Source organism: Arcobacter sp. CECT 8989, assembly GCF_004116715.1.
GTDB lineage: Bacteria > Campylobacterota > Campylobacteria > Campylobacterales > Arcobacteraceae > Halarcobacter.
Genome location: NZ_PDKE01000010.1, coordinates 1 through 20,491, shown reverse-complemented (window position 1 = coordinate 20,491; position 20,491 = coordinate 1). Strand labels below are relative to the sequence as shown.

The 20,491-nt window shown below is 29.7% G+C and carries 21 protein-coding genes and 1 pseudogene; 5 read left to right on the top strand and 17 right to left on the bottom strand.

Annotated elements, in window-relative coordinates:
- Positions 1 to 63: 63 nt before the first annotated feature.
- The 5 genes from CRV02_RS10080 to folD all read right to left on the bottom strand — a co-directional run bounded on the left by CRV02_RS10080 (position 64) and on the right by folD (position 5,125).
- A complete protein-coding gene (locus tag CRV02_RS10080; RefSeq protein ID WP_129090227.1) occupies positions 64 to 1,308 on the bottom strand; it encodes a diaminobutyrate--2-oxoglutarate transaminase in 1,245 nt (414 codons plus the stop codon).
- A gap of 375 nt (positions 1,309 to 1,683) precedes the next feature.
- Entirely contained in the window at positions 1,684 to 2,913 is a 1,230-nt protein-coding gene (locus tag CRV02_RS10075) for an HD domain-containing protein (protein ID WP_129090226.1), read from the bottom strand.
- A 116-nt stretch (positions 2,914 to 3,029) separates the two neighbouring features.
- Complete coding sequence (rpiB, locus tag CRV02_RS10070) at positions 3,030 to 3,479, bottom strand: ribose 5-phosphate isomerase B (RefSeq protein WP_129085625.1); 450 nt, start codon at positions 3,477 to 3,479, stop codon at positions 3,030 to 3,032.
- Positions 3,480 to 4,265, bottom strand: a complete 786-nt coding sequence (lepB, locus tag CRV02_RS10065) for a signal peptidase I (RefSeq protein ID WP_129090225.1) — start codon at positions 4,263 to 4,265, stop codon at positions 3,480 to 3,482. It lies immediately after the preceding gene.
- Entirely contained in the window at positions 4,265 to 5,125 is an 861-nt protein-coding gene (folD, locus tag CRV02_RS10060) for a bifunctional methylenetetrahydrofolate dehydrogenase/methenyltetrahydrofolate cyclohydrolase FolD (protein WP_129090224.1), read from the bottom strand. The genes lepB and folD overlap by 1 nt, the downstream gene beginning before the upstream one ends.
- Positions 5,126 to 5,212: 87 nt before the next feature.
- Between folD and CRV02_RS10055 the strand changes: the two genes are divergently transcribed.
- The 5 genes from CRV02_RS10055 (at position 5,213) to CRV02_RS10035 (ending at position 8,261) form a co-directional block, all read left to right on the top strand.
- Positions 5,213 to 5,578 (top strand): c-type cytochrome, encoded by a 366-nt coding sequence (locus CRV02_RS10055; RefSeq protein WP_258239099.1) that lies wholly within the window; start codon positions 5,213 to 5,215, stop codon positions 5,576 to 5,578.
- A 70-nt stretch (positions 5,579 to 5,648) separates the two neighbouring features.
- A complete protein-coding gene (locus CRV02_RS10050) occupies positions 5,649 to 6,185 on the top strand; it encodes a 50S ribosomal protein L25/general stress protein Ctc (RefSeq protein WP_129090223.1) in 537 nt (178 codons plus the stop codon).
- A gap of 13 nt (positions 6,186 to 6,198) precedes the next feature.
- Positions 6,199 to 6,750, top strand: coding sequence for an aminoacyl-tRNA hydrolase (pth, locus tag CRV02_RS10045; RefSeq protein WP_129090222.1), 552 nt, complete (start codon positions 6,199 to 6,201; stop codon positions 6,748 to 6,750).
- Positions 6,751 to 6,754: 4 nt separating this feature from the next.
- Entirely contained in the window at positions 6,755 to 7,825 is a 1,071-nt protein-coding gene (locus CRV02_RS10040; RefSeq protein WP_129090221.1) for an LptF/LptG family permease, read from the top strand.
- Positions 7,818 to 8,261, top strand: coding sequence for an NUDIX domain-containing protein (locus CRV02_RS10035; RefSeq protein WP_129090220.1), 444 nt, complete (start codon positions 7,818 to 7,820; stop codon positions 8,259 to 8,261). Before CRV02_RS10040 ends, CRV02_RS10035 begins: the two co-directional genes overlap by 8 nt.
- Here CRV02_RS10035 and CRV02_RS10030 read toward each other — a convergent pair.
- From CRV02_RS10030 to glyA, 12 genes and pseudogenes are all read right to left on the bottom strand, one after another.
- The gene (locus tag CRV02_RS10030; RefSeq protein WP_129090219.1) at positions 8,224 to 9,543 is read right to left on the bottom strand and encodes an N-acetylmuramoyl-L-alanine amidase; all 1,320 of its coding nucleotides are present in this window, start codon (positions 9,541 to 9,543) and stop codon (positions 8,224 to 8,226) included. The two genes, CRV02_RS10035 and CRV02_RS10030, sit on opposite strands and share 38 nt — an antisense overlap.
- A gap of 97 nt (positions 9,544 to 9,640) precedes the next feature.
- Complete coding sequence (locus CRV02_RS10025; protein ID WP_129090218.1) at positions 9,641 to 10,723, bottom strand: nitronate monooxygenase; 1,083 nt, start codon at positions 10,721 to 10,723, stop codon at positions 9,641 to 9,643.
- Positions 10,724 to 10,735: 12 nt separating this feature from the next.
- On the bottom strand, positions 10,736 to 11,944 hold the full coding sequence (gene tyrS, locus CRV02_RS10020; RefSeq protein ID WP_129090217.1) for a tyrosine--tRNA ligase: 1,209 nt from the start codon (positions 11,942 to 11,944) through the stop codon (positions 10,736 to 10,738).
- 20 nt (positions 11,945 to 11,964) lie between these two features.
- Positions 11,965 to 14,103 carry a bifunctional (p)ppGpp synthetase/guanosine-3',5'-bis(diphosphate) 3'-pyrophosphohydrolase gene (locus CRV02_RS10015; RefSeq protein WP_129085615.1) on the bottom strand — a complete coding sequence of 713 codons (2,139 nt, stop codon included), beginning with the start codon at positions 14,101 to 14,103 and terminating at the stop codon, positions 11,965 to 11,967.
- A 41-nt stretch (positions 14,104 to 14,144) separates the two neighbouring features.
- A complete protein-coding gene (locus tag CRV02_RS10010; protein WP_129007978.1) occupies positions 14,145 to 14,360 on the bottom strand; it encodes a DNA-directed RNA polymerase subunit omega in 216 nt (71 codons plus the stop codon).
- A 9-nt stretch (positions 14,361 to 14,369) separates the two neighbouring features.
- Complete coding sequence (gene pyrH, locus CRV02_RS10005) at positions 14,370 to 15,077, bottom strand: UMP kinase (RefSeq protein WP_129090216.1); 708 nt, start codon at positions 15,075 to 15,077, stop codon at positions 14,370 to 14,372.
- A gap of 60 nt (positions 15,078 to 15,137) precedes the next feature.
- Positions 15,138 to 16,205, bottom strand: coding sequence for an ATP-binding protein (locus CRV02_RS10000; RefSeq protein ID WP_129090215.1), 1,068 nt, complete (start codon positions 16,203 to 16,205; stop codon positions 15,138 to 15,140).
- The gene (pdxA, locus tag CRV02_RS09995; protein WP_129090214.1) at positions 16,202 to 17,137 is read right to left on the bottom strand and encodes a 4-hydroxythreonine-4-phosphate dehydrogenase; all 936 of its coding nucleotides are present in this window, start codon (positions 17,135 to 17,137) and stop codon (positions 16,202 to 16,204) included. The genes CRV02_RS10000 and pdxA overlap by 4 nt, the downstream gene beginning before the upstream one ends.
- The gene (locus CRV02_RS09990) at positions 17,134 to 17,910 is read right to left on the bottom strand and encodes a pyridoxine 5'-phosphate synthase (protein ID WP_129090213.1); all 777 of its coding nucleotides are present in this window, start codon (positions 17,908 to 17,910) and stop codon (positions 17,134 to 17,136) included. The genes pdxA and CRV02_RS09990 overlap by 4 nt, the downstream gene beginning before the upstream one ends.
- Before the next feature lie 11 nt (positions 17,911 to 17,921).
- Positions 17,922 to 19,334 (bottom strand): anthranilate synthase component I family protein, encoded by a 1,413-nt coding sequence (locus CRV02_RS09985; RefSeq protein WP_129085610.1) that lies wholly within the window; start codon positions 19,332 to 19,334, stop codon positions 17,922 to 17,924.
- A 15-nt stretch (positions 19,335 to 19,349) separates the two neighbouring features.
- A complete protein-coding gene (locus tag CRV02_RS09980) occupies positions 19,350 to 20,312 on the bottom strand; it encodes an SPOR domain-containing protein (RefSeq protein ID WP_129090212.1) in 963 nt (320 codons plus the stop codon).
- 36 nt (positions 20,313 to 20,348) lie between these two features.
- A pseudogene (gene glyA / locus CRV02_RS09975) lies at positions 20,349 to 20,491 on the bottom strand (serine hydroxymethyltransferase); the annotation flags it as partial.

Genomic DNA, 20,491 nt, shown 5'->3' with positions numbered 1-20,491 from the left:
TTTTAGCAATGAGAATAAATCTCATCTAAAGAAACAAATTCTAAAGGAAGCAACGAGTTGCTTTTATCCTAAAACTGCTTCTACTGAAGCAACAAATCTATTTAGACCCTCATTTAAAACATCATCTTCAATTGTTAAAGGTGGAATAAATTTAATAATCTCTCCCGTTGAGCAAGCTGCAATGATTAAGCCATTTTTATAGCAGTTTGCAGTTATTTCCTTAACTGTATCAGCACTATCAAACTCAATTGCAAGCATCATCCCTTTTTGTCTTACATCAACTACTTTTGAGTATTTAGAGTTTAGTTCATCTAAAACTTCTCTAATAATATTTCCTTTTCTTTTTGTTTCATTGTTAAACTCTTCATCTTTAAAGTATTCAAGTCCTACTTTACCAGCAACAAATGATAGTCCTTGCCCTCTAAATGTTCCAGTATGTTGTCCCGGACTCCAAGCTTTATCAACTTCTGGCTTATTAATTAGCATACCAATAGGAGTTCCAAGACCACCAAGACCTTTTGCTAAAATAATAATATCTGGGTCAATGTCAAGGTCATCAAAACTAAAGTAACTACCACATCTTCCACTACCACATTGAATACTATCAAGAATAAATAGTGCACCTGTGTCATTTGCTAGTTTTTGAACACCTTGTAACCACTCTTTTGTAGCAACTCTAACACCACCTTCTGCTTGAACAGGCTCCACAATAAATGCTGCGGGAGGAAGCATTCCTGATGCTAAATCAAACATTTTTTGTCTTAAGTTTTCTAAGGCTTCCATATCATTAAAAGTATCTCTAATAACATGTGTTAAAGGAACACCAGAGCTACTTCTAAAAGCGTTATTTGCTGTACAAGCTAAAGCTCCAAGTGTCATTCCATGAAATCCTCTATTAAAAGCAACAATTTCTGTTCTTCCTGTAACTTTTCTAGCTAGTTTCAATGCTCCTTCAACTGCATTTGTTCCTGTTGGTCCTGTAAATTGAAGTTTTCTATCTTCCCAACCCCGCGGTTTTAAAATTGTTTCAACAAAAGTATCTATGAATTCTCTTTTTACATCTGTAAACATATCTAAAGAGTGAACTACTCCATCTCTTTGAATAAAATCTATAATTGCTTCTTGCATTTTAGGATTATTGTGCCCAAAGTTTAAAACCCCAGCACCTGCAAAGAAGTCAACAAACTCTTTGTCATTTTCATCTGTCATAACAGCATTTTTTGACTTTTTAAATACAGTTGGAACTGCTCTACAATATGCTCTAATCTCTGATTCATTTTTTTCAAAAGTTATTGTTTCATTTGCCATACTAGATCCTTTTTTAATTTTGATTTGTTTTATAGTATTTGAAAAGACCCATTCTAATTTGATAATTAATATGCAAATTAGTTATTCCATTAGACAATTAATTTTTTTATTGTAATCAATTGTAGGAAGGGTCTATCTGGCGATAATAATAAGGCTTTTTTCTTGAACTAGTAAGTTTTGAATAAATTTAATAGGGTGATTACTTATATAAATAGTTTTATATAAGTTTTTAAGAGCGAAACAAATTGTATGGTTGATTTTTAAAATAAAGAAGTTAAAAAAACTCATTTGAAAGCTCCTTTAAAAAGTTTATATTAGATGGTAACTAATATTTTTAAAAGAGTCAATCATTTTTAGAAAAATTTTGTATAAAAATTAATCAAAATCCATTCTTACTTGTGTTTGTCCTGTTGTACAGAACTCTTCATCAATTTTTTTAGCAATTGTTTCAAAGTCTACACCTTGAACTTTTTTGAAGGATTTCATTATCTGCTTTTTACCATTTACTAGCTCTTTTGATTTAATACCATGGGAGATAGAAAGAGATGCTTCAACAAAGGCAGAAAGTTTATCACACTGCTTAAGTGCAACTCCATCAATTGCATTGTATTTATCCATATTATATTTTGATACATCATCAACAAGTTTTGATTTTCCATCTTCATAGATTCTATTTTCAAACTCATCTTTATGTTCTTCAAACATTCCAAGTATGTAGCAAAATTCATCATGAATAGAGTCTGGAATATTTGGTAAAATTTCATCATTGATTTTTTTGATTTCATACTCAGCAATAATATCTGATAAATCATCAACAGAATATTTTACAGGAGTAATTATATCTCTAGTTAAGGCTTCTGGTAAATCATGGAAAAGAGAAACGAAGAAGTTGTTTTCTAATCTTTTGTCACAAGCATTTACTTCAAGTGAGTAAAAGTAAGAAAAAATAGCAACAGTAAGCATATGACCTAATACAGAAGTTTCTGGAACCCTTGGAGTTTGTGCCCATCTTTTTTGAAACCTTAGTCTTCCACTTAAGTCAACTATTTTTGCAAGCTTTTTATTTAGTGCAATTTTTCTAACACCAATTAATTCATAATAGTCCTCAATCTCTTCTTCTACACTTTTTTTAACATCTTCAATATCTGAAAGAAATTGTGAAGTTTGATATACAATAGAAAACTCCCACTTAGTAGAAAGGTATGATGCTGCTTTTAATATAAATCTCTCTTTTTTATACATATTAGGGTTGTTTAAATAGTCTTCAAATTTTTGAAGAAAAATACCATTATCTATATTTTGTAAAGAGTCTTTTAAATTTGCAATTACCCAAGAGTTAATCTCTTTTGCTCTTTTTTGTAAAGCATTTCTAAAAACATCAGGTCTTATATCTGTAACAACAACACGTCTAAGGAATTCAAAAACACCAGCTTCTATTAAGTGAGTATAATTTATGTCTTTTTCAAATTTTGCGATAAAGTAAGCGATAATAAATTTGTGGGCTTGTTTGTCAAGCTCTACAAGCTCAACCATTCTTGGGTAGTCGTTCCATCTTTGAATAGATGCAGAAGAGAAGATATAATCAATTATTTTTGGATTTATCATCAATCATCCTTTTTGTTTTTTGAGTCATCGCCAAAGAAGATCATTTTTTTTCCTAGCATCATCAGTGCGACGACCACACCGACGACAACATAGGCTACCCAAGGCTCATGCATTTTTTATACTCTACAAGAACCAAATAGGTTGTTTATTTTTTCAACTCTACCTTCATGTCTTCCACCTTCAAAAGAAGATGAATTCCATGCATCAATAATTGATTCAATCATTCCAGGACCTGAAACTCTCTCACCTAAACAAAGTACATTTGCATCATTGTGCTCTCTTGCCATTTTTGCAGAGTATTCATTGTGACAAAGTGCAGCTCTAATTCCATCAAATTTATTTGCTGCCATTGACATTCCAATTCCTGAACCACAAATTAAAACACCTTTGCTATTTTCATTTGCTAATACTTCTTTACATAGTTTTGCTGCAAAGTCTGGATAATCAACTCTATCTTTTGTATTTGGTCCTAAGTCAATTACTTCGTGTCCTCTTGCTTCAAATAGCTCTTTTACATAAGCTTTAAAATCAATACCTGCGTGATCTGCTGCAATAAAGTATTTCATTTAGTATATTCCTTTTTCGTGATTAATTTCTAACTCTTTTCCATGCATGTCTTCTTCTAAAGACTCTACTGTTCTAAATACTCTGTCCCATCTAACTTCTTTGTTTTCATCCCAAGAAAAATAGATAAACCAAGGTTTTCCTACTATAAATTTATAGTTAACAGTTCCCCAAAATCTAGAGTCATTTGAGTGGTCTCTATTATCACCCATCATGAAGAACTCATCTTCTGGGATTTTAATAGGCATCATATCAAATAGTTGATAGGGTTGTAATCCGTCTCTTTTTACACTTGGGTCATTATGAATCCCTGGGTGTTCTTCTCTATATGGATCTACTACAAAAAGTTTTCCACCAGTTTCAATAATTTTTTCTTTTGGATAGTTTTCCCTTACGAAATCATTACCTTCTCTGGGGTGTAAAAATAGATGTTTTTCTTTTAGTGCAATAATATCACCAGGAAGAGCAACTGCTCTTTTTACATAGTGAATGTTATCATTATTTGGGTATCTAAATACAACAATATCACCTCTTTTAGGTCTATCACCTTCAATTAAGTGACCATTTCCTTTAAAATCAGGTAATACTTGTACTTCAATCCAAGGAATTCTTGGAACTGGAATACCATAAGAAAACTTTTTAACAAAAAGCATATCACCAATAAGAAGAGTATTTTTCATACTTCCACTTGGAATAACAAATGCTTGTGCAACAAAAAATATAATTGTTAATACAATTACAATTGTACCAGTCCAAGAAGAGGACCAGTTATATAGTTTTCTTAGCATTATTTACTTTCTCTTTTGTCTCTTTGGTATGCAGCTTTAAGTGTGTTTTTTAGAAGCATACCAATAGTCATTGGTCCAACTCCACCTGGAACAGGAGTAATATGTGTACATTTTTCTTTACAATCTTCAAAGTCAGCATCACCAGTTAGTTTACCAGTGTCAAGTCTATTGATACCTACATCAATAACAACTGCGCCTTCTTTTAACATATCACCTTTTAGTAAGTGAGGAACACCAACAGCAATAATTACAATATCAGCAGCTTTTGTATGAGCGCTTAAGTCTTTTGTTCTAGAGTTACAAACTGTAACTGTAGCTTTTGCATTGATTAAAAGTGATGCCATTGGTTTTCCAACAATATCAGATGAACCAATCACAACTGCATTTTTTCCAGATAGTTCAATACCATACTCTTCGAACATTCTCATTACACCAAATGGTGTTGCAGGTAAAAATGAATCTAAGTTTGAAACCATTCTTCCTACATTGTATGGGTGGAATCCATCTACGTCTTTTAAAGGATTAATCGCTTCTAAAACAGTTGTAGTGTCAATATGTTTTGGTAATGGTAATTGAACTAAAATACCATCAAGTTTTGGGTCATTGTTCATTTTTTCAATTAATTCTAGTAACTCTTCTTGAGTTGTTGAAGAATCTCTTGTATGAACTTCTGAATAAATACCAGCAGCTTCACATGATTTATGCTTACTATTTACATAAGTTGCACTTGCCGCGTCATCACCAACTAGAACTACAGCTAGTCCTGGAGTGATATTTTGTTCATTTTTAAGTTTTTCAACTTCAACTCTTACTTCTTCTTTGATTTTATTTGATAATGCTTTTCCATCAAGTAGTGTCATTGGGTTATAGCCTCATATCTATTTAATTTTAAGCTAGTATAATATCTAAAATCTTTTTAATATAGAATTACATAATAAAGGCTTATATTGAAGTTTATATCTTTTGTTTTAGTTATGACAAGTTTTATCTTTGCAAATGGTTTAGATAATTCATTTATAACTAGGTTTGAATATGGAGCGATGTTATACGAAAATCCTAGGGGAGTAGGGTGTATAAAATGTCATGGAAAAGGAAACAAACCAGTTGTAATAGCAAAATATAAAGAGTTCGATAAGAAAACAAAAAAACTAGTTGAGAAAAAAATTGTAGCGCCTGCTATAAATAATGTAAGCTTTGAAGTTTTTTTAGATAAATTAAGATCTGATAAAACAGAATCAAAAGTTATGCCAACATATTTTATGACAAATGAAGAGTTAAAATCATTATACTACTACATAAAAAATATAAAATAAGCTTCTTAAACAAATCTTAATATAATTTTAAGTAGAATTCGCGTTCAAAATTTAAAACAAAGGAAATGTTATGTTAGAGGGTATCGTAAGAGATAGTATGACAAAACAAGCAACTAAAACTTTAAGAAGAGATGGTTTCTTAATTGCAAATATCTACGGAAAAGGTTTAGAAAACGTTAATGCAGCATTCAAAAAGAATGAATTCATTAAATTTTTAAGAAATAAATCAACACTTGCATTTGATGTAAACGTTGGTGGAAATCAAATCAAAGTTGTAGTACAAGAATATCAAAAATGTCCAATCACTTCTGATTTATTACATGTTGATTTAATGGTTGCACAACCAGGTGTTAAAACTACTTATAAAGTTCCAGTAACTGTAGAAGGTACACCAAAAGGTCTTAAAAACAAAGGTCTATTCATTTATCACAAGAAAAGAGTTCCAGTTAAATCTACAATTGAAAACTTACCAGAGTCTTTCCATTTAGAAATTTCTGATCTTGATACTGGTGATAACATTCTAGTTAGAGACTTAGTATTACCAGAAGGTGTTCAATGTTTCTTAGATCCAAGAGTACCAGTTGTAGGTGTAATTAAAGCTAAGTAATCTTAGGTTAATAATGCATTTAATAGTAGGTCTTGGCAATATTGGTGAACAATACCAATTAACTAGGCACAATGTAGGTTTTTTAGTTATTGATGAAATAACTAAAAACCTACAATCTTCAAATATAAATAAATCAAACTTCAAAGCTGATGTTTTAAAAGCTGGTTATAACTTATATGTTAAACCAACAACTTATATGAACAACTCTGGACAAGCAGTTGTTGCTATCAAAGATTATTATAAAATTGATATGGAAGACATAATTGTTATTCATGATGATTTAGATTTACCATTTGGAACTGTAAAGTTCAAAGTAGGTGGTGGTCATGGTGGACACAATGGATTAAGGTCATTAGATTCACATATTGGTAAAGACTATATTCGAGTAAGAATTGGTATAGGAAAACCAGAAGATAAATCTCAAGTTGCAAATTATGTATTATCGAACTTTTCAAAAGAGGAATTAAATAAATTAGAAGGTATAATCACTCATACTATTAAGGCAATTGAAGCACTAAAAAGTGAAGAAATTGACGAAGTAAAATCTAAATTTACATTGAAATAATAATATGAGCATAATAACAAAATATATTCTAAGAAAATACCTAATTAATTTTATTATTGTACTAATGTCCCTACAACTATTTTTTGTGGGAATGGACTTTTTACAAAATTCAAAAGACTTACCTGATTCTGCCAACTTGCAACTTTTATATCTTATGTATAATAGTTTTTTTACACTAACATTAACTTTACCACTCTCTTTAGTATTTGGGTGGATTGTTACTTTAGTAATCTTTGTTAGAAACAATGAATTAGTTGCTTTTTCATCTTTAGGAGCAAAAAGAGTTAATATCTATTTACCTGTAGTTATAATCTCTTTTATTTTATTAACTATTTTAATTGCTATTCAAACAACTCCTCTAGCATATTCTTATGAACAAAAGAAAAAGATACTTGATGGAAACTATTTCTCAAGTACAAAATCAGATATTTTCTTAAAATATGACAACAATTTTATCTACTTTAAAAAGCTTCATCCTTTAAGAAAAGAAGCAGAAGATATTCATATTTATAAAGTTGAAGATAGAGATTTAGTAGAAACAATTATTGCAAAAAAAGCATATTTCCAAAATAATAAATGGTATGTAGTTGATGCAAAAATAGTTAAAAAACCAAAAGAGATGAACTTTGAAACTTCAAAATTAGAAGTTAGATATGAGAAGTTTTTAAATACTCTAGAAGGGTTTAAGCCTAAGATTCTTGACAATGTATATGAAGAGAAATCAAACTTCTCTATTATGGATGCAGTTTCAGCTCTTTCTTTATTAGAAAAACAAGGTGTAAATACTGATAAAATCAGAGCAGCAATTTATTATGAACTATTTATACCATTTTTTATTTTACCTTTAATTATGATAATATTTATATATACTTCTTTAAATCGAAGATTTTTTAATGTGGGCAGTTATACATCATTAACAATATTTGGTACATTAGTTATTTGGGGATTCTTTTTTATGCTATATAAATTCTCAAATAGTGGTGTAATTAAGCCAGAATTATCGTTGTTATTACCTTTATTCTTGTGGTTTAGTAGTACATATATTATTTATAAGAAGAGAAAGAAGAATGGGTAAAATTAAAGCATATGGAATTTTATTATATAAAATAGAAAATAAGAGTATAAAAGTTCTACTTTGTAAGTCAGTAAAGAGCCTTGATAGATGGGGGTGCTTAAAGGGTGTTATCTTAAAAGGTGAAAATGCAAAAGAGTGTGCAAAAAGAGAGTTTAAAGAAGAGTGTGGGATAAATGTCCAAACTTATCTTTTTGAAAAATACTTCTCTCAAGAAAATGATGAAAAAGATATTGGTATTTGGATTGTAAATGCTAATAAGATAGATAATATTGACTCATACTTTACAAAAGATAAACTCATAGAGAGTTATCTTTCTTGGGAAAACTCAAAGGTTAAGTTCTTTGATATAAGTGAACTTCCTAAGATAAAGAAAAAACAATCTCAATTAATCTCTAAGATTAAGGGTTTTTTAGAAAATATGAATCAACACCATTAGCAATACCATTTGCTAGTGCTTTTTGATATTTAGTTTGATATAGTCTTCTTGATTCTTCTGGATGAGTAATATATCCAAGCTCAATTAAAACAGATGGCATTTGTGCTCCAACAAGAACCCAAAATGGTCCTTCTCTAACTCCACCATCAACAACTTTTTTATAGACTTTTCTTGCATTAAATAGCATATTTCTTTGAATATCTATTGATAGTTTATGTGAAGCAGTAATTCTTGGTCTATTTAGTGATTCTAAGAAGGCTCTTTTTGTCGAACCACTCATCTTTCTAACATCTGAACCATTCTCTTTTGCTGCAACTCTTTTTGCTCTTTCACTTCTTGCTGGACTTAAGAAAAAGGTTTCTATTCCTTCTAGTTTATTTGCTTTTGCTTTTCCTATTGCGTTTGCATGAATAGAAATAAAGATATCAGCTTTCTTTTTATTTGCTAAGACAGTTCTATTTCTAACCTTTAGATATTTGTCTGTATTTCTTGTAAGATATACTTTATATCCTCTTTTTTTCAAGTGAGATTCTAAGTATTTTGCTACTTTGAATACTACAACTTTTTCATATCTTTTTTTAGGACCAATTCCACCTGGATCTTTTCCCCCATGTCCCGCATCAATTACAACTACTTTGTTAAGACCTGGTCTATATTGTACTTTCTTAGGTTTTTTCGCAATAGTTTTTGCAGTACTTGTATTAGCTTTATTTTTTGTGTCTAGTACTTTTAAAATTAATCTTTTATCATTTACAAAAAAGTAAACTGTTTTTAAATTGTATTTATCTTCAAATAATATTCTAAGTGTATTTGACGTTTCTTGTTTAATAACAATTTGTTTTACACCATTTATACTTAGTTTAGTAGGGTAGGCATCTTTAAAACTACCTTTTATATCATATACGTCTTGGAATCCTGATTTTACTTTTTGTTCGAAAAATTTAATATAGCTTTTTGAAACTTTTGTTTTAAAATCAATAATAACCATATTGTTTTTTGATTCAACAGATTTAATTGTGTATTTGAAGTTTTCTGTTTTTTCTTGTATTTTTTTTGAAATTTTTGCTTTTGTAATATTTTTTGGTTTTTCTATTTTCTTAGGTTTTTCAACTTTAATAGGTTCAATTTTGATATGTTTTTTTGTTTGTTTATTGTATTTATTTAATTCACTTTGATACTTACTAGTATCTTTATTTAATTTTTTACCAGTGTCAATAAGTATTTTTAGATTTTTTATTTCTTTATCTTTATCACTGTTAAGTACAGCTTTTAGATAATCCATTCTTGCATCGTTGTACTCTTCTAAAGTACTAGCAAAAATGGAACTTGTAGTTAGTGTTAATATGAAAAAAGTTAGAAGAATAAATTTCTTTAAAATTTTATTCCCCTTTAGTTAGCTTTTCCATTAATTCATGTACAGATATAATTTTATTAAGTTTATATCCATTAGAACCTGTAAAGAATAGTCCTGTATCTAAATCACCTTGATATGCAGCACCAAGTCTATCAGCAATACAATATCCTACTGCTCTTGCTTCTACACCTCTGTGACAAGGAGCAACACAGTTAGAAATACATACTACTTTTGGAGCAGTACCATCTTCAATTGTCTCTTGTAATTTAGTAACAACTCTTCTAGCTGGTAATCCAACAGGAGACTTTCCTAATTTAATATCTTCTTCTTTTGCATTTAATAATACATCTTTAAGAATAGGTGAGGCATCACATTCGTAAGTACCAATAAATCTTGTTGCCATTTGTACACCAGTACATCCCATAGCAATAAATTTATCAATATCATTTTTATCCCAAATTCCACCAGCAGCAATAATTGGAATATCTTCTCCCCAATTTTTTGCTTCTTCAATAACTGGGCCAACAATATTTTCTAATTGGAACTCTTCTTTAAAGCAATCTTCATATTTAAATCCTTGGTGTCCTCCACTTAAAGGACCTTCAACGATAATTGCATCTGGAACTTTGTTGTATTTTTTCCATTTTTTACAAATAAGTTTTAAGGCTCTTGCAGAACTTACAATAGGAACTAGTGCTACATCTGGATAGTCTTGTGTGAATTCAGGCATATTTGTAGGAAGACCAGCACCAGTGATGATGATATTAATACCTGCTTCACAAGCATCTTTTACCATTCTACCATAGTCATTACATGCATATAAAATATTACAAGCTAATGGAGCATCTCCACAAATTTTTCTTGCATTTTCTACAATTTCAAAAAAAGCATCTCTTGAGTAGAAGTTCATCACATCTTTTGGTTTATCTTTTCTATATACAATATTTACATTTTCACTTGCATCTTTGTAATAACCAGTACCTACAGATGAAATAACTCCAAGGCCACCTTCTTTACTTACATTTCCTGCTAATTGATCCCAGCTAATTCCGACACCCATTCCCCCTTGGATAATCGGGTGCTTTATCTCATATTTCCCTATTTTCAAATCTGACCTTCTTTATTTTATTATTATCTTAGCGAAACTTTTTTTACCTTTTTGTAAAATATATTCTCCCGCTTCTAAATTTAGTTTTTCATCACTAACTTTTTCTTGATTTAATGAAACAGCATTTGCTTTAATATCTCTTCTTGCTTGAGAAGTAGATTTAACTAATTGTGCATCAACTAAAGCTTGACAAATCCAAGTACCAGCTTCTAATTCAAACTCTGGCATATCAGTTGGAATATCTTTTTTAGCGAAAACTTTTTCAAATTCTTCTTTTGCTTTCTCACCAGAACCTGCACCATGGTATCTTTCAACAATTTCCATAGCTAAGTTTTCTTTCACTTTTTTAGGATGTAAAGAACCATCTTTTACATCTTTTTCCATTTGTTCAATCTCTTTTAATGATTTTGAAGATAATAATTCAAAATATCTCCACATTAATTCATCAGAAATTGATAATACTTTACCGAACATATCGTTTGCTTCATCAGTAACACCAATATAGTTACCTAAAGATTTAGACATCTTTTGAACACCATCTAAACCTTCTAAAATAGGCATCATTAAAACAGCTTGTTGTTTTTTACACTCATATGCTTTTTGTAAAGTTCTTCCCATAAGTAAGTTAAACTTTTGGTCAGTTCCTCCCATTTCGATATCAGTATCCATTGCAACTGAATCATATCCTTGAAGTAGAGGGTAAGTAAACTCACTTACTGCAATAGGAGTATTTGATGCATATCTTTTTGAGAAGTCATCTCTTTCTAACATTCTTGCTACTGTTAAGTTTGATGCTAAGTTAATAAGTCCTGCAGTTCCTAGTTCATTTAACCATTGTGAGTTAAACATAACTTTTGTTTTTTCTGGGTCTAAAATTTTAAATACTTGTTCTTTATATGTTTCTGCATTGTCTAAAACTTGTTGTGCACTTAAAACTTTTCTTGTTTCACTTTTCCCCGTTGGGTCACCAATTGTAGCAGTGAAGTCTCCAATTAAAAACTGAATAATTCCACCATGTTTCTGAAATGTTGCCATTTTTTGAATAAGTACTGTATGTCCTAAGTGTAAATCAGGAGCAGTTGGATCAAATCCAGCTTTTACATTAAAATTCTCACCGTTTTCATAATAGTTTCTAATAAGTTTTTCAATTCTTTCAATATCTATTATTTCTGCAGTTCCTCTTTGAATTTCTGCTAAAGCTTCTTTAATTTGTTCTTCCATAAATCCTCTTTTTTTAAAACTTATTTGTTATATGCGTCTTTTTTTGAGAAAAACTCTATAACTTTTGCTTTTTTTTCAATTAATTTTCTAACTTCTTCAATATTTGATTTGTTTACTTCAAACTCAATATCGCAATATTGTCTATATGAGTGTTTTTCTCTTCCATACTCAACAGATAATATATAACCTTCAAATTGAGTCATATACATAAGAAGTCTTGCTAATTCACCTTTTGTATTTGGTAAACTAACTACCATTCTGTATTGGTAAAGTGTATCTTTTGTCCATTTGCAAAATAACATCTCATCATTACTCATGATTTTCTTATATGCTTTATCACACATTTTATGATGAATAAGTGCTTTGTTCCCTTCTTTAAATGCAACGATTTCATCGGCAAATTTAGGGTGACAACAGTGGTCAAATGATACAGAATTAATACTAAAATTTGAATATATAAGTATATTATCAAATTTAAATTTTTTGATTTTACTAGTATACATTTTAAATCTAGCTACAAAACCTTGTTTTTCTATTACTTTTTTCTCAATTTCATGTTTTAAGTGTTTAAAGTAATCAAGATTATGTGGTACTTTTTGTAAAGGCTCTTTTTTTACAAAAGATGTAATACTGTCAAAATACTTAGAGAAGAAAGAGTTTAATATATTTCTTCCTGTTAACTCATCTATCTCTTTTAATCTTTGAGAGCATAAAAACTTGATTTGTTTTTTAGCCCTTGTAGTTTTAACTAAATCAGTCCATGAACATCTTGGAATTGCATAATCAACTGTTTTAATTGAAACGATGTCTGAACTTTTCAGCTCTGTTAAAAGTGGTTTTTTAACTTTATTTATAAAACACTCAACAGCATTTCTTCCTACATCTGTATGTACAGCATAAGCATAATCAAGTGCAGTTGAACCACGAGGTAAGTTGAATGTATCACCTTGTGGTGAATAAACAACAATATCTTCTGAAAATAAATCATCTTTTGTATCTTGATAGAACTCTTCAATATTTTCAGTTGAGTATTCTAATGATTTTAGCCAATTTAAATTTGGTCCTTGTTTTGCACCACTTTTATATTTCCAGTGTGCAGCAATACCATACTCTGCAATTTTATTCATTTCAAAAGTTCTAATTTGAACTTCATATATTTTAGAGTTGTAAAATACAGTTGTATGAATAGTTCTATAACCATTCTCTTTAGGTGTAGAGATATAGTCTTTAAATCTTGAGATTAAAGGTTTATACTCTAAATGTAAGAATCCAAGGATTTTATAACAGTCAATATCATCTTCAACTAAAATTCTAATAGCAAGTAGGTCAAGTACTTCATCTATACTTACACCTTTTCTTTGCATTTTTAGATAAATAGAGTAGTGGTGTTTAATTCTACTATAAATATGAATTTTACTTAAATCATATCCATTCTTTTCTAACAATTTTTTTGTTGAAGAGATAAACTTATTAAAAGTTAATTGGATTGCATGTTGATGCTCTTTTATAAAGTCATCAATTTTTTTGTACTCTTGTGGGTAGATATAAAAAAATGCTAAATCTTCTAAAGTATTTTTAATAGTTGAAATACCAAGTCTATGAGCAATAGGAACATATACAACAAGAGTCTCTTCTGCAATTCTTAGCTGTTTTTTGTGAGGTAGTGCATCTAGTGTTAACATATTGTGTAGCCTGTCACAAAGTTTAACAACTAAAACTCTAACATCATCAATTGATGCAATTAACATTTTTCTAAATGTAAGAGCAGAAGCAATAAGCTTTTTATCAGAATCAGATGGTGCTAATTCATGCTCTCTTATTTCATCAATTTTTGTAAGTCCATCAACCATATGAGCAACTTCATCACCCCAGTTACTTCTAATGAAATTGATGTCATATTTTGTATCTTCTACTACATCATGAAGCAAAGCTGTAGCAATTACATCTTCTTCTTTTGAAAAGTGTGAAGCAATTGATGCAACCAAAAGAGGGTGCACAGAATATGGTTCACCACTTTTTCTATATTGTCCTTTGTGAGCCTCAATAACAAAGTCAATAATTTCTTGAAGTTTCGGAGTGATTTTTGCTTCAGAGTGAAGTAGGTGGATAGCGTCGTCAAGAGTATTTATACTCTCTATTTTTTCAATAAATGGATCCATAATGATCTTTTAATTAACTATAAAAGCCTAAGCTTTTATAATTAATTTTTATCTACTAAACCTTCTATCACAAGTAGGCCATCTGCAATCTCATCAATTGCAATATCAGTATATTTCATATTTTGAGTGTTTTTTTCTAATAATGGCTTAGCACCTTTACTTAGCTCATCTGCTCTTTGACCAACTGCAATTGATAAAATATATCTATCGTTGTTTACTCTTTCTAAGGCTTTTGCCATTCTTTCTTCTAGTCTCATTTTTTTCCTTTATTTAACAATTGAACATTTCGTATAGTCACCTTGAACAATTTTTAAAAGATTACCTTTTTCGTTCATATTTGCAACTACAATTGGAAGTTTATTATCTTTAGCTAATGCAATAGCTGTATCATCCATAACTTTGATATGGTCTTCTAAAGCTCTATCATAAGAGATTGTATCAAGTTTTACTGCATCATCATACTTCATTGGGTCTTTATCATATACACCATCAACTTTTGTTGCTTTAATTAACATTGAAGCATCAATTTCTGTTGCTCTTAATGTAGCAGCAGTATCTGTTGTGAAGTATGGGTTTCCAGTTCCAGCAGAGAAAATTACAACTCTACCTTTTTCTAAGTGTCTTTGTGCTTTTCTAACAATAAATGGCTCAGCAATTTGTTCCATTTTGATTGCAGTTGAAAGTCTTGCACTTAAACCTTTGTGTTCTAATGCTTCTTGCATTGCAACACCATTGATAACAGTTGCTAACATACCCATATAGTCAGCACTTGTTCTTTTTATAACACCATCAGCAGCAGCAGTAACACCTCTAATGATGTTTCCACCACCAATAACTATCCCAACTGCGATATTATTATCAACTAACTCTTTGATTTCATTAGCAATATAGTCTAAAATCTGAGTGTCGATACCATACCCGTCAGCACCAGCAAGTGCTTCACCTGAAAACTTTACAAGTACTCTTTTGTTCATTCTGTTCCTTTAATAATTACGGGATTATACCTAAAAATTCTAAAAAAAAAGTTAATAAGATTAACTTAATGCCCACTCATAAAATGGTAAAACATTTACAATATTATTTTCTTTTCTTATAGTTTCATTGTTTGATACAGTAATTATGTAAATTTCTTTAATATTATATTCATTGGCTGATTTGATGATTTTTTTAAGTTGTGCAGCCATAAGCATCGAGTTGAAAAAAGGAATAGAGCAAATAGCAATATTCTCTTTTGGTAAGAAAAAATCAATATAATCTAAATAAAAAATTTCTTGTTTTTTATTTATTAGCTCCTGAAAAATGATGTTTGTAAGTTCATTTTTAAACTTCTTTTTATGACTAATCGCATTTAAAAAAGCAGAGTTATAAGAGTATATTTTTTTTGTAGCTTTATCTTGATTATACTTTTTTATAAAATATATAATTTTCTTGTCTTCGTACTCTTTACATTTTGCATAGAATTTATCTTTTGAAATTTTAATATCTTGTTTAAGGGTTAAAAAAAGTTGATTTAAAGACTTCTTTTCATCAATATTTTCAAAAAGTACTTTTAATATCTTTTCACTAGTTTCATCTTTTGTAAAAAGTTTAAGCATCTCTTGTAACTGTGAATAAACTTTGTATTCAGCTAAGTTTACTGACTGAGGAAGGTTTCCATGTTTTAAAAAGGTATTAAAGCTTTGGGTAATATTTTGATGTTTACTTTCATGAAGTAAATACTCTTCAAAATCCAAAGGGCTTAAAAATAGGTTTTTATACCCTTTTAACTCTTTTTTTTCATAAGTAGAAATTATTACACTATCGCAATATGGAATCTTAAAAGAAAAATCAAAGTTCTCTAATACAATCACTTTAATATTGTTTCTAAAAACATACTCTTCAAGGTTTTCTTTTATTACTTCTTTTGAGTTTCTAATATCATTAAAATCGATATATAAATAGTCTTTTGTTTCAAAATTTGATAGATAGTCAAAAATTAAAAAGGTCTTTCCTGAGCCTATTGGTCCAGAGAGTATTGTCTTAGGATGAGTTATTCGTGTCTTTCTTTCAATAAAGTTTATTTTAGAAAGTTCAAACTCATGACAATACTCTAAAGTATTCATTTTCTTTTTTCGTGAAGTAGTACAGCTTCTTTTACTGCATTTATGTAGCTTTTTGTATTTAGTTGTCTATTCTTTTTATAGGCTATATCAAAAGCTGTTCCATGGTCAACTGAAGTTCTAATAATAGGAAGATTCAAACTTACATTTATACTTTGGTCAAAATATAAAGCTTTTAATGGTGCTAAACCTTGGTCATGGTACATTGCTACAAAGTATTTGTAGTTTTTTCTAGACATAGGAGAAAAAGCAGTATCTGGAACTAATGGTCCTTTAAAAAGTTCTTTACCTAACTCTTTATTTGCTTTTTTAATAGCTTTAAATATTTCTACTTCTTCATCACCTAAAACCCCGTTATCACTTGCATGGGGATTAAGCCCTAAAACACCTATTTTTTTAGCATTTACACTTTCTTGGAAATCTAAAAGAAAAGTTGTTAAATCTTTTTCATTTATTTTTTTAGGAACTTTTTTTAGGGCACAGTGCTCAGTAAAAAGACCTACAAACATCTTTTTACATCCAAGCATCATAATTGCATTTTTACCAAAAAAGTCCCTTAGTACTTCTGTATGACCTTTATATTTTATACCAGCTTTATTCCAAGACTCTTTATTTACTGGAAGAGTTACAATAGAAGTAACTTTTTTGTCTTTTGCTAGATTAATTGCTTCACAAAATGAATCATATGAAAATTTACCACTTTTTTTTGTAACTTGTCCAGGTTTTATCTCAAAGTCTGCTTTTACATTATGTGTCTTAAAACCTTTTGGAATATCTATTCCTAAAAGTTTTGAAGCACTTTTTAGCATAGGTTTATTTATGCAGTAAATAGGTTCACAATAAGCAGATATCTTTTCATGAGCACTAAGAGCTATTTCTATACCAATACCATTTAAATCACCTATAGAAATAGCAATTTTAGGTTTTTTACTCATACTAAGTCTTTCATATCTTTTATAGCTTTTTCAAGTCCTGTAAATACAGACCTAGCAATAATACTTTGTCCAATATTTAACTCTTCTATTGTTTTAATAGATGAGATTAATCCTACATTTTGGTAGTTTAATCCATGCCCTGCAGCAACTTTTAGGTTCAATTGTTGAGCTAAAGCAGCAGATTTTTTAATATCTTTTCTACTTTTATGAAGTAAATCTTTTAAAACTTTTTTAGGTAGTTCAAACTCTTCAATAGAGTGGTGAGTTTGACTTAAGTTACTATATAACATCGCATAGATATTTGCAAATGTTCCCGTATGAAGCTCTACCCACTCAACTTTTAGTTTTGAACTTAATTCAATCATCTCTTTTGTTGGGTCAATAAATAGTGAAACTTCAATTTCATTATCATGTAGTTTTTTAACGGCTTTTTTGATTTTAGTATAGTATGTATCTAAATTCAATCCACCTTCTGTTGTAACTTCTTCTCTTTTTTCAGGAACTAGTGTTGCTCTAGAAGGTTTTAGTTTACAAACTATATCAATGATTTCTTCATCAATAGCACACTCTAAGTTAACTGGAAGTGAAGATTGTTGAATGATAGCTTTTGCATCATTATCATGGATGTGCCTTCTATCTTCTCTTAAGTGAATTGTGATTTGGTCAGCACCAGCAAGTTTACAAATTCCTAAAGCATCTAGCGGATTAGGGTCATTTATTTGTCTTGCTTCTCTTAACACAGCAATATGATCAATATTTACTCCAAGTAACATAGTTTTCCTTTTTATGATAAATCTTTTAGTGTTGCAATATTAGCTGCAAGTTTATTGTGAACTTCTAAGTATTCTAACTCTGGTTTAGAGTCAGCTACTACACCAGCTCCTGCTTGGAAGATAACTTTATCTTCTGTAAGCATAGTTGTTCTAATAGTAATTGCTGAGTCCATATTTCCATCAAAACCAAAGTAAGCAATACTTCCAGAGTAGAAGTTTCTTTTTATACCTTCAAATTGAGCAATTAATTCCATTGCTCTAATTTTTGGTGCTCCAGTCATAGTTCCTGCTGTAAATGTCGCAGCAAATAAGTCAAACATATCATATTTTTCATCATCAATTAAAGCTTCAACATCTGAAACAATATGCATAACATGAGAATATCTTTCAACTCTCATAAGGTCAGTTACTTTTACTGTTCCTTTTTTTGCAACTCTTCCCACATCATTTCTTCCTAAGTCAATAAGCATGATATGTTCAGCTCTCTCTTTTTCATCACCTAATAGTTCTTGTTCTAACTCTAAATCTCTATCTAGGTTTTTCCCTCTTTTTCTAGTTCCTGCAATTGGTCTTAAAAGAATATGTCCATCAACAAGTCTAATCATTACTTCAGGAGAACTTCCTGCAATACAAAAGTTTTCATACTCTAAGAAAAATAGATAGGGGCTAGGGTTCTTACTTCTTAATGCTCTATAGAAACTTAAGTGGTCTACTTTTGCTTTTTGAATAAATCTGTTTGACATAAGAATTTGGAATACATCACCACTTTTAATCATTTCTTTAGATTTTGCAACCATTTCAAAGAACTCTTCTTTTGAGTAGTTGAATTTACCTTCATCTAAAAGCTCAGCTTTTTTTAGTGGTTGATAAGAGTATGGAGTATAAAGTTTCTCCTCAATCTTTTCTAAATCATCTTTTTTTTCTTCTAATGAAGTAACCATTACAAGTTTAGATGTTTTGTGAGAGAAACCTAAAATAATTTTTGGTCTAACTAGGTCTAAATCAGGGATATTAAGTTGGTCAACTAAATTATCCATTGATTTTTTTAGTTTTGGTTCAAACTCTTTTCCAATATCATAACCAACATTTCCAATAAATCCATCAACAAGACCAATTCCTAACTCTCTTGCTTTTTCTTTGTAAATAGCTTTATCAAACTGTTTATAGTATTTTTGTAAAAATTTTAATGGGTTTGAATCAACCTCTTTAGTTTCTCCCGCTTCATTTCTAAAAAAAGTTTGATTGTTTTCATGCCAAACTCTTTCTCTTTGTCCAATAAAAATAAATGAGTAGTTCCCATCACTTGAGTTGATAGTACTTTCGAAAAGAAATGTTAGTTCGTTTGAGTATAGTTCTTTAACTTTTTCGTAGATCGACACCGGAGTGAACTGATCTAGAAAAAGCACTTTAGAGTAAAATTGCATTATATAAATAGCCTTTTAGAATGTTAAAATAAATGCTCCAGAAATATTAAGTTGTTTTTTAATATTGTCTATAGCAAGTTTTGCTTGTCCTCTTGAGTTATATGGTCCAATTAAAACTTTATGGAACATTTTATTGTTTATAGAAACTTTATAAATTTTGTATTTAAAACCTTTTTTAGTAATAGTATCAAGATATTTGTCATTTGGCATTTTTGAAAATGCACCAACTTGAACAAATGTACCAGAAGGTTTTGTTGTAATAGTTGAACTAGCTGCTGTTTTTACTGGTGTCTTTTTAACAACAGGTTTAGGCTCTACTTTTTTCACAACTGGTTTTGGTTCAGGTTTTTTAACAACAGGTTTAGGCTCAGGTTTTACTGTTTCTTTTACATCAAAAACATTTGGTTTTGTTTTAACAACAGGCTCTTCTTTTACAACTTTTTCTTTCTCTTCTATTTTTTCAAGGTCAAGATTTGTAGTCGCTTCTTTTAAAGTAGTTGCTTCTTTGTTGTTCTCTTCTTTAATGTTTTTTAGTTTTTCATTGATTATCTTTTGATATTGTTCTTCAATGTTTTCATCTGCTAAGATAGTTTGAGTATTTTCTTTATCAGCTGTTGTTTTAGAAAAAGATTCATCCTCAGTTGAATCATTAGTTAAAAGGCGAATAATAATAATTGTTAATAAAAATAGAATAACAAGAATTAAACCTAAAACTAGATATTTCTTTTTGTTATCACTATTTTTTCCTGCAGAAGAGGGAGTTTTTCCTAGCATAATGTCGCTATACTCTTGTTCTTCTTGCATTCTAACTTCTCTATCTAAATCAGGGTTTAACCTTGGTTGTGGTTGTTCCTGATGATTTTGTTGTTCTTCATAAGCAGACTGAGCATTTTTAATTTCACTTAGTCTTTGTTCAATTTCAGTCTCTTCTTGCTTTAATTGAACTTTCTTAATAAAATCTTCGCCTTTAATTTCCATAATTGATCCTTATTACTTTCGGTTTGACTCCAGTTATTAGTACGTCGATTGATTGTAGATAACAAAGTTGTTAGCTAAATCTTTAAGCTCACCCTTGATTTGTTCTTGTAAATCAGTATTATTAATATCATCTAAAATATCAGCAATCTTATTAGCAATGAATTCAAACTCTTTCTCTT

Coding starts and splice junctions, on each gene's coding strand:
- CRV02_RS10080 (WP_129090227.1), bottom strand. CDS start 1,308: ATGGCAAATGAAACAATAACTTTTGAAAAAAATGAATCAGAGATTAGA.
- CRV02_RS10075 (WP_129090226.1), bottom strand. CDS start 2,913: ATGATAAATCCAAAAATAATTGATTATATCTTCTCTTCTGCATCTATT.
- rpiB (WP_129085625.1), bottom strand. CDS start 3,479: ATGAAATACTTTATTGCAGCAGATCACGCAGGTATTGATTTTAAAGCT.
- lepB (WP_129090225.1), bottom strand. CDS start 4,265: ATGCTAAGAAAACTATATAACTGGTCCTCTTCTTGGACTGGTACAATT.
- folD (WP_129090224.1), bottom strand. CDS start 5,125: ATGACACTACTTGATGGAAAAGCATTATCAAATAAAATCAAAGAAGAA.
- CRV02_RS10050 (WP_129090223.1), top strand. CDS start 5,649: ATGTTAGAGGGTATCGTAAGAGATAGTATGACAAAACAAGCAACTAAA.
- pth (WP_129090222.1), top strand. CDS start 6,199: ATGCATTTAATAGTAGGTCTTGGCAATATTGGTGAACAATACCAATTA.
- CRV02_RS10040 (WP_129090221.1), top strand. CDS start 6,755: ATGAGCATAATAACAAAATATATTCTAAGAAAATACCTAATTAATTTT.
- CRV02_RS10035 (WP_129090220.1), top strand. CDS start 7,818: ATGGGTAAAATTAAAGCATATGGAATTTTATTATATAAAATAGAAAAT.
- CRV02_RS10030 (WP_129090219.1), bottom strand. CDS start 9,543: ATGGATTATCTAAAAGCTGTACTTAACAGTGATAAAGATAAAGAAATA.
- tyrS (WP_129090217.1), bottom strand. CDS start 11,944: ATGGAAGAACAAATTAAAGAAGCTTTAGCAGAAATTCAAAGAGGAACT.
- CRV02_RS10015 (WP_129085615.1), bottom strand. CDS start 14,103: ATGGATCCATTTATTGAAAAAATAGAGAGTATAAATACTCTTGACGAC.
- CRV02_RS10010 (WP_129007978.1), bottom strand. CDS start 14,360: ATGAGACTAGAAGAAAGAATGGCAAAAGCCTTAGAAAGAGTAAACAAC.
- pyrH (WP_129090216.1), bottom strand. CDS start 15,077: ATGAACAAAAGAGTACTTGTAAAGTTTTCAGGTGAAGCACTTGCTGGT.
- CRV02_RS10000 (WP_129090215.1), bottom strand. CDS start 16,205: ATGAATACTTTAGAGTATTGTCATGAGTTTGAACTTTCTAAAATAAAC.
- pdxA (WP_129090214.1), bottom strand. CDS start 17,137: ATGAGTAAAAAACCTAAAATTGCTATTTCTATAGGTGATTTAAATGGT.
- CRV02_RS09990 (WP_129090213.1), bottom strand. CDS start 17,910: ATGTTACTTGGAGTAAATATTGATCATATTGCTGTGTTAAGAGAAGCA.
- CRV02_RS09985 (WP_129085610.1), bottom strand. CDS start 19,334: ATGCAATTTTACTCTAAAGTGCTTTTTCTAGATCAGTTCACTCCGGTG.
- CRV02_RS09980 (WP_129090212.1), bottom strand. CDS start 20,312: ATGGAAATTAAAGGCGAAGATTTTATTAAGAAAGTTCAATTAAAGCAA.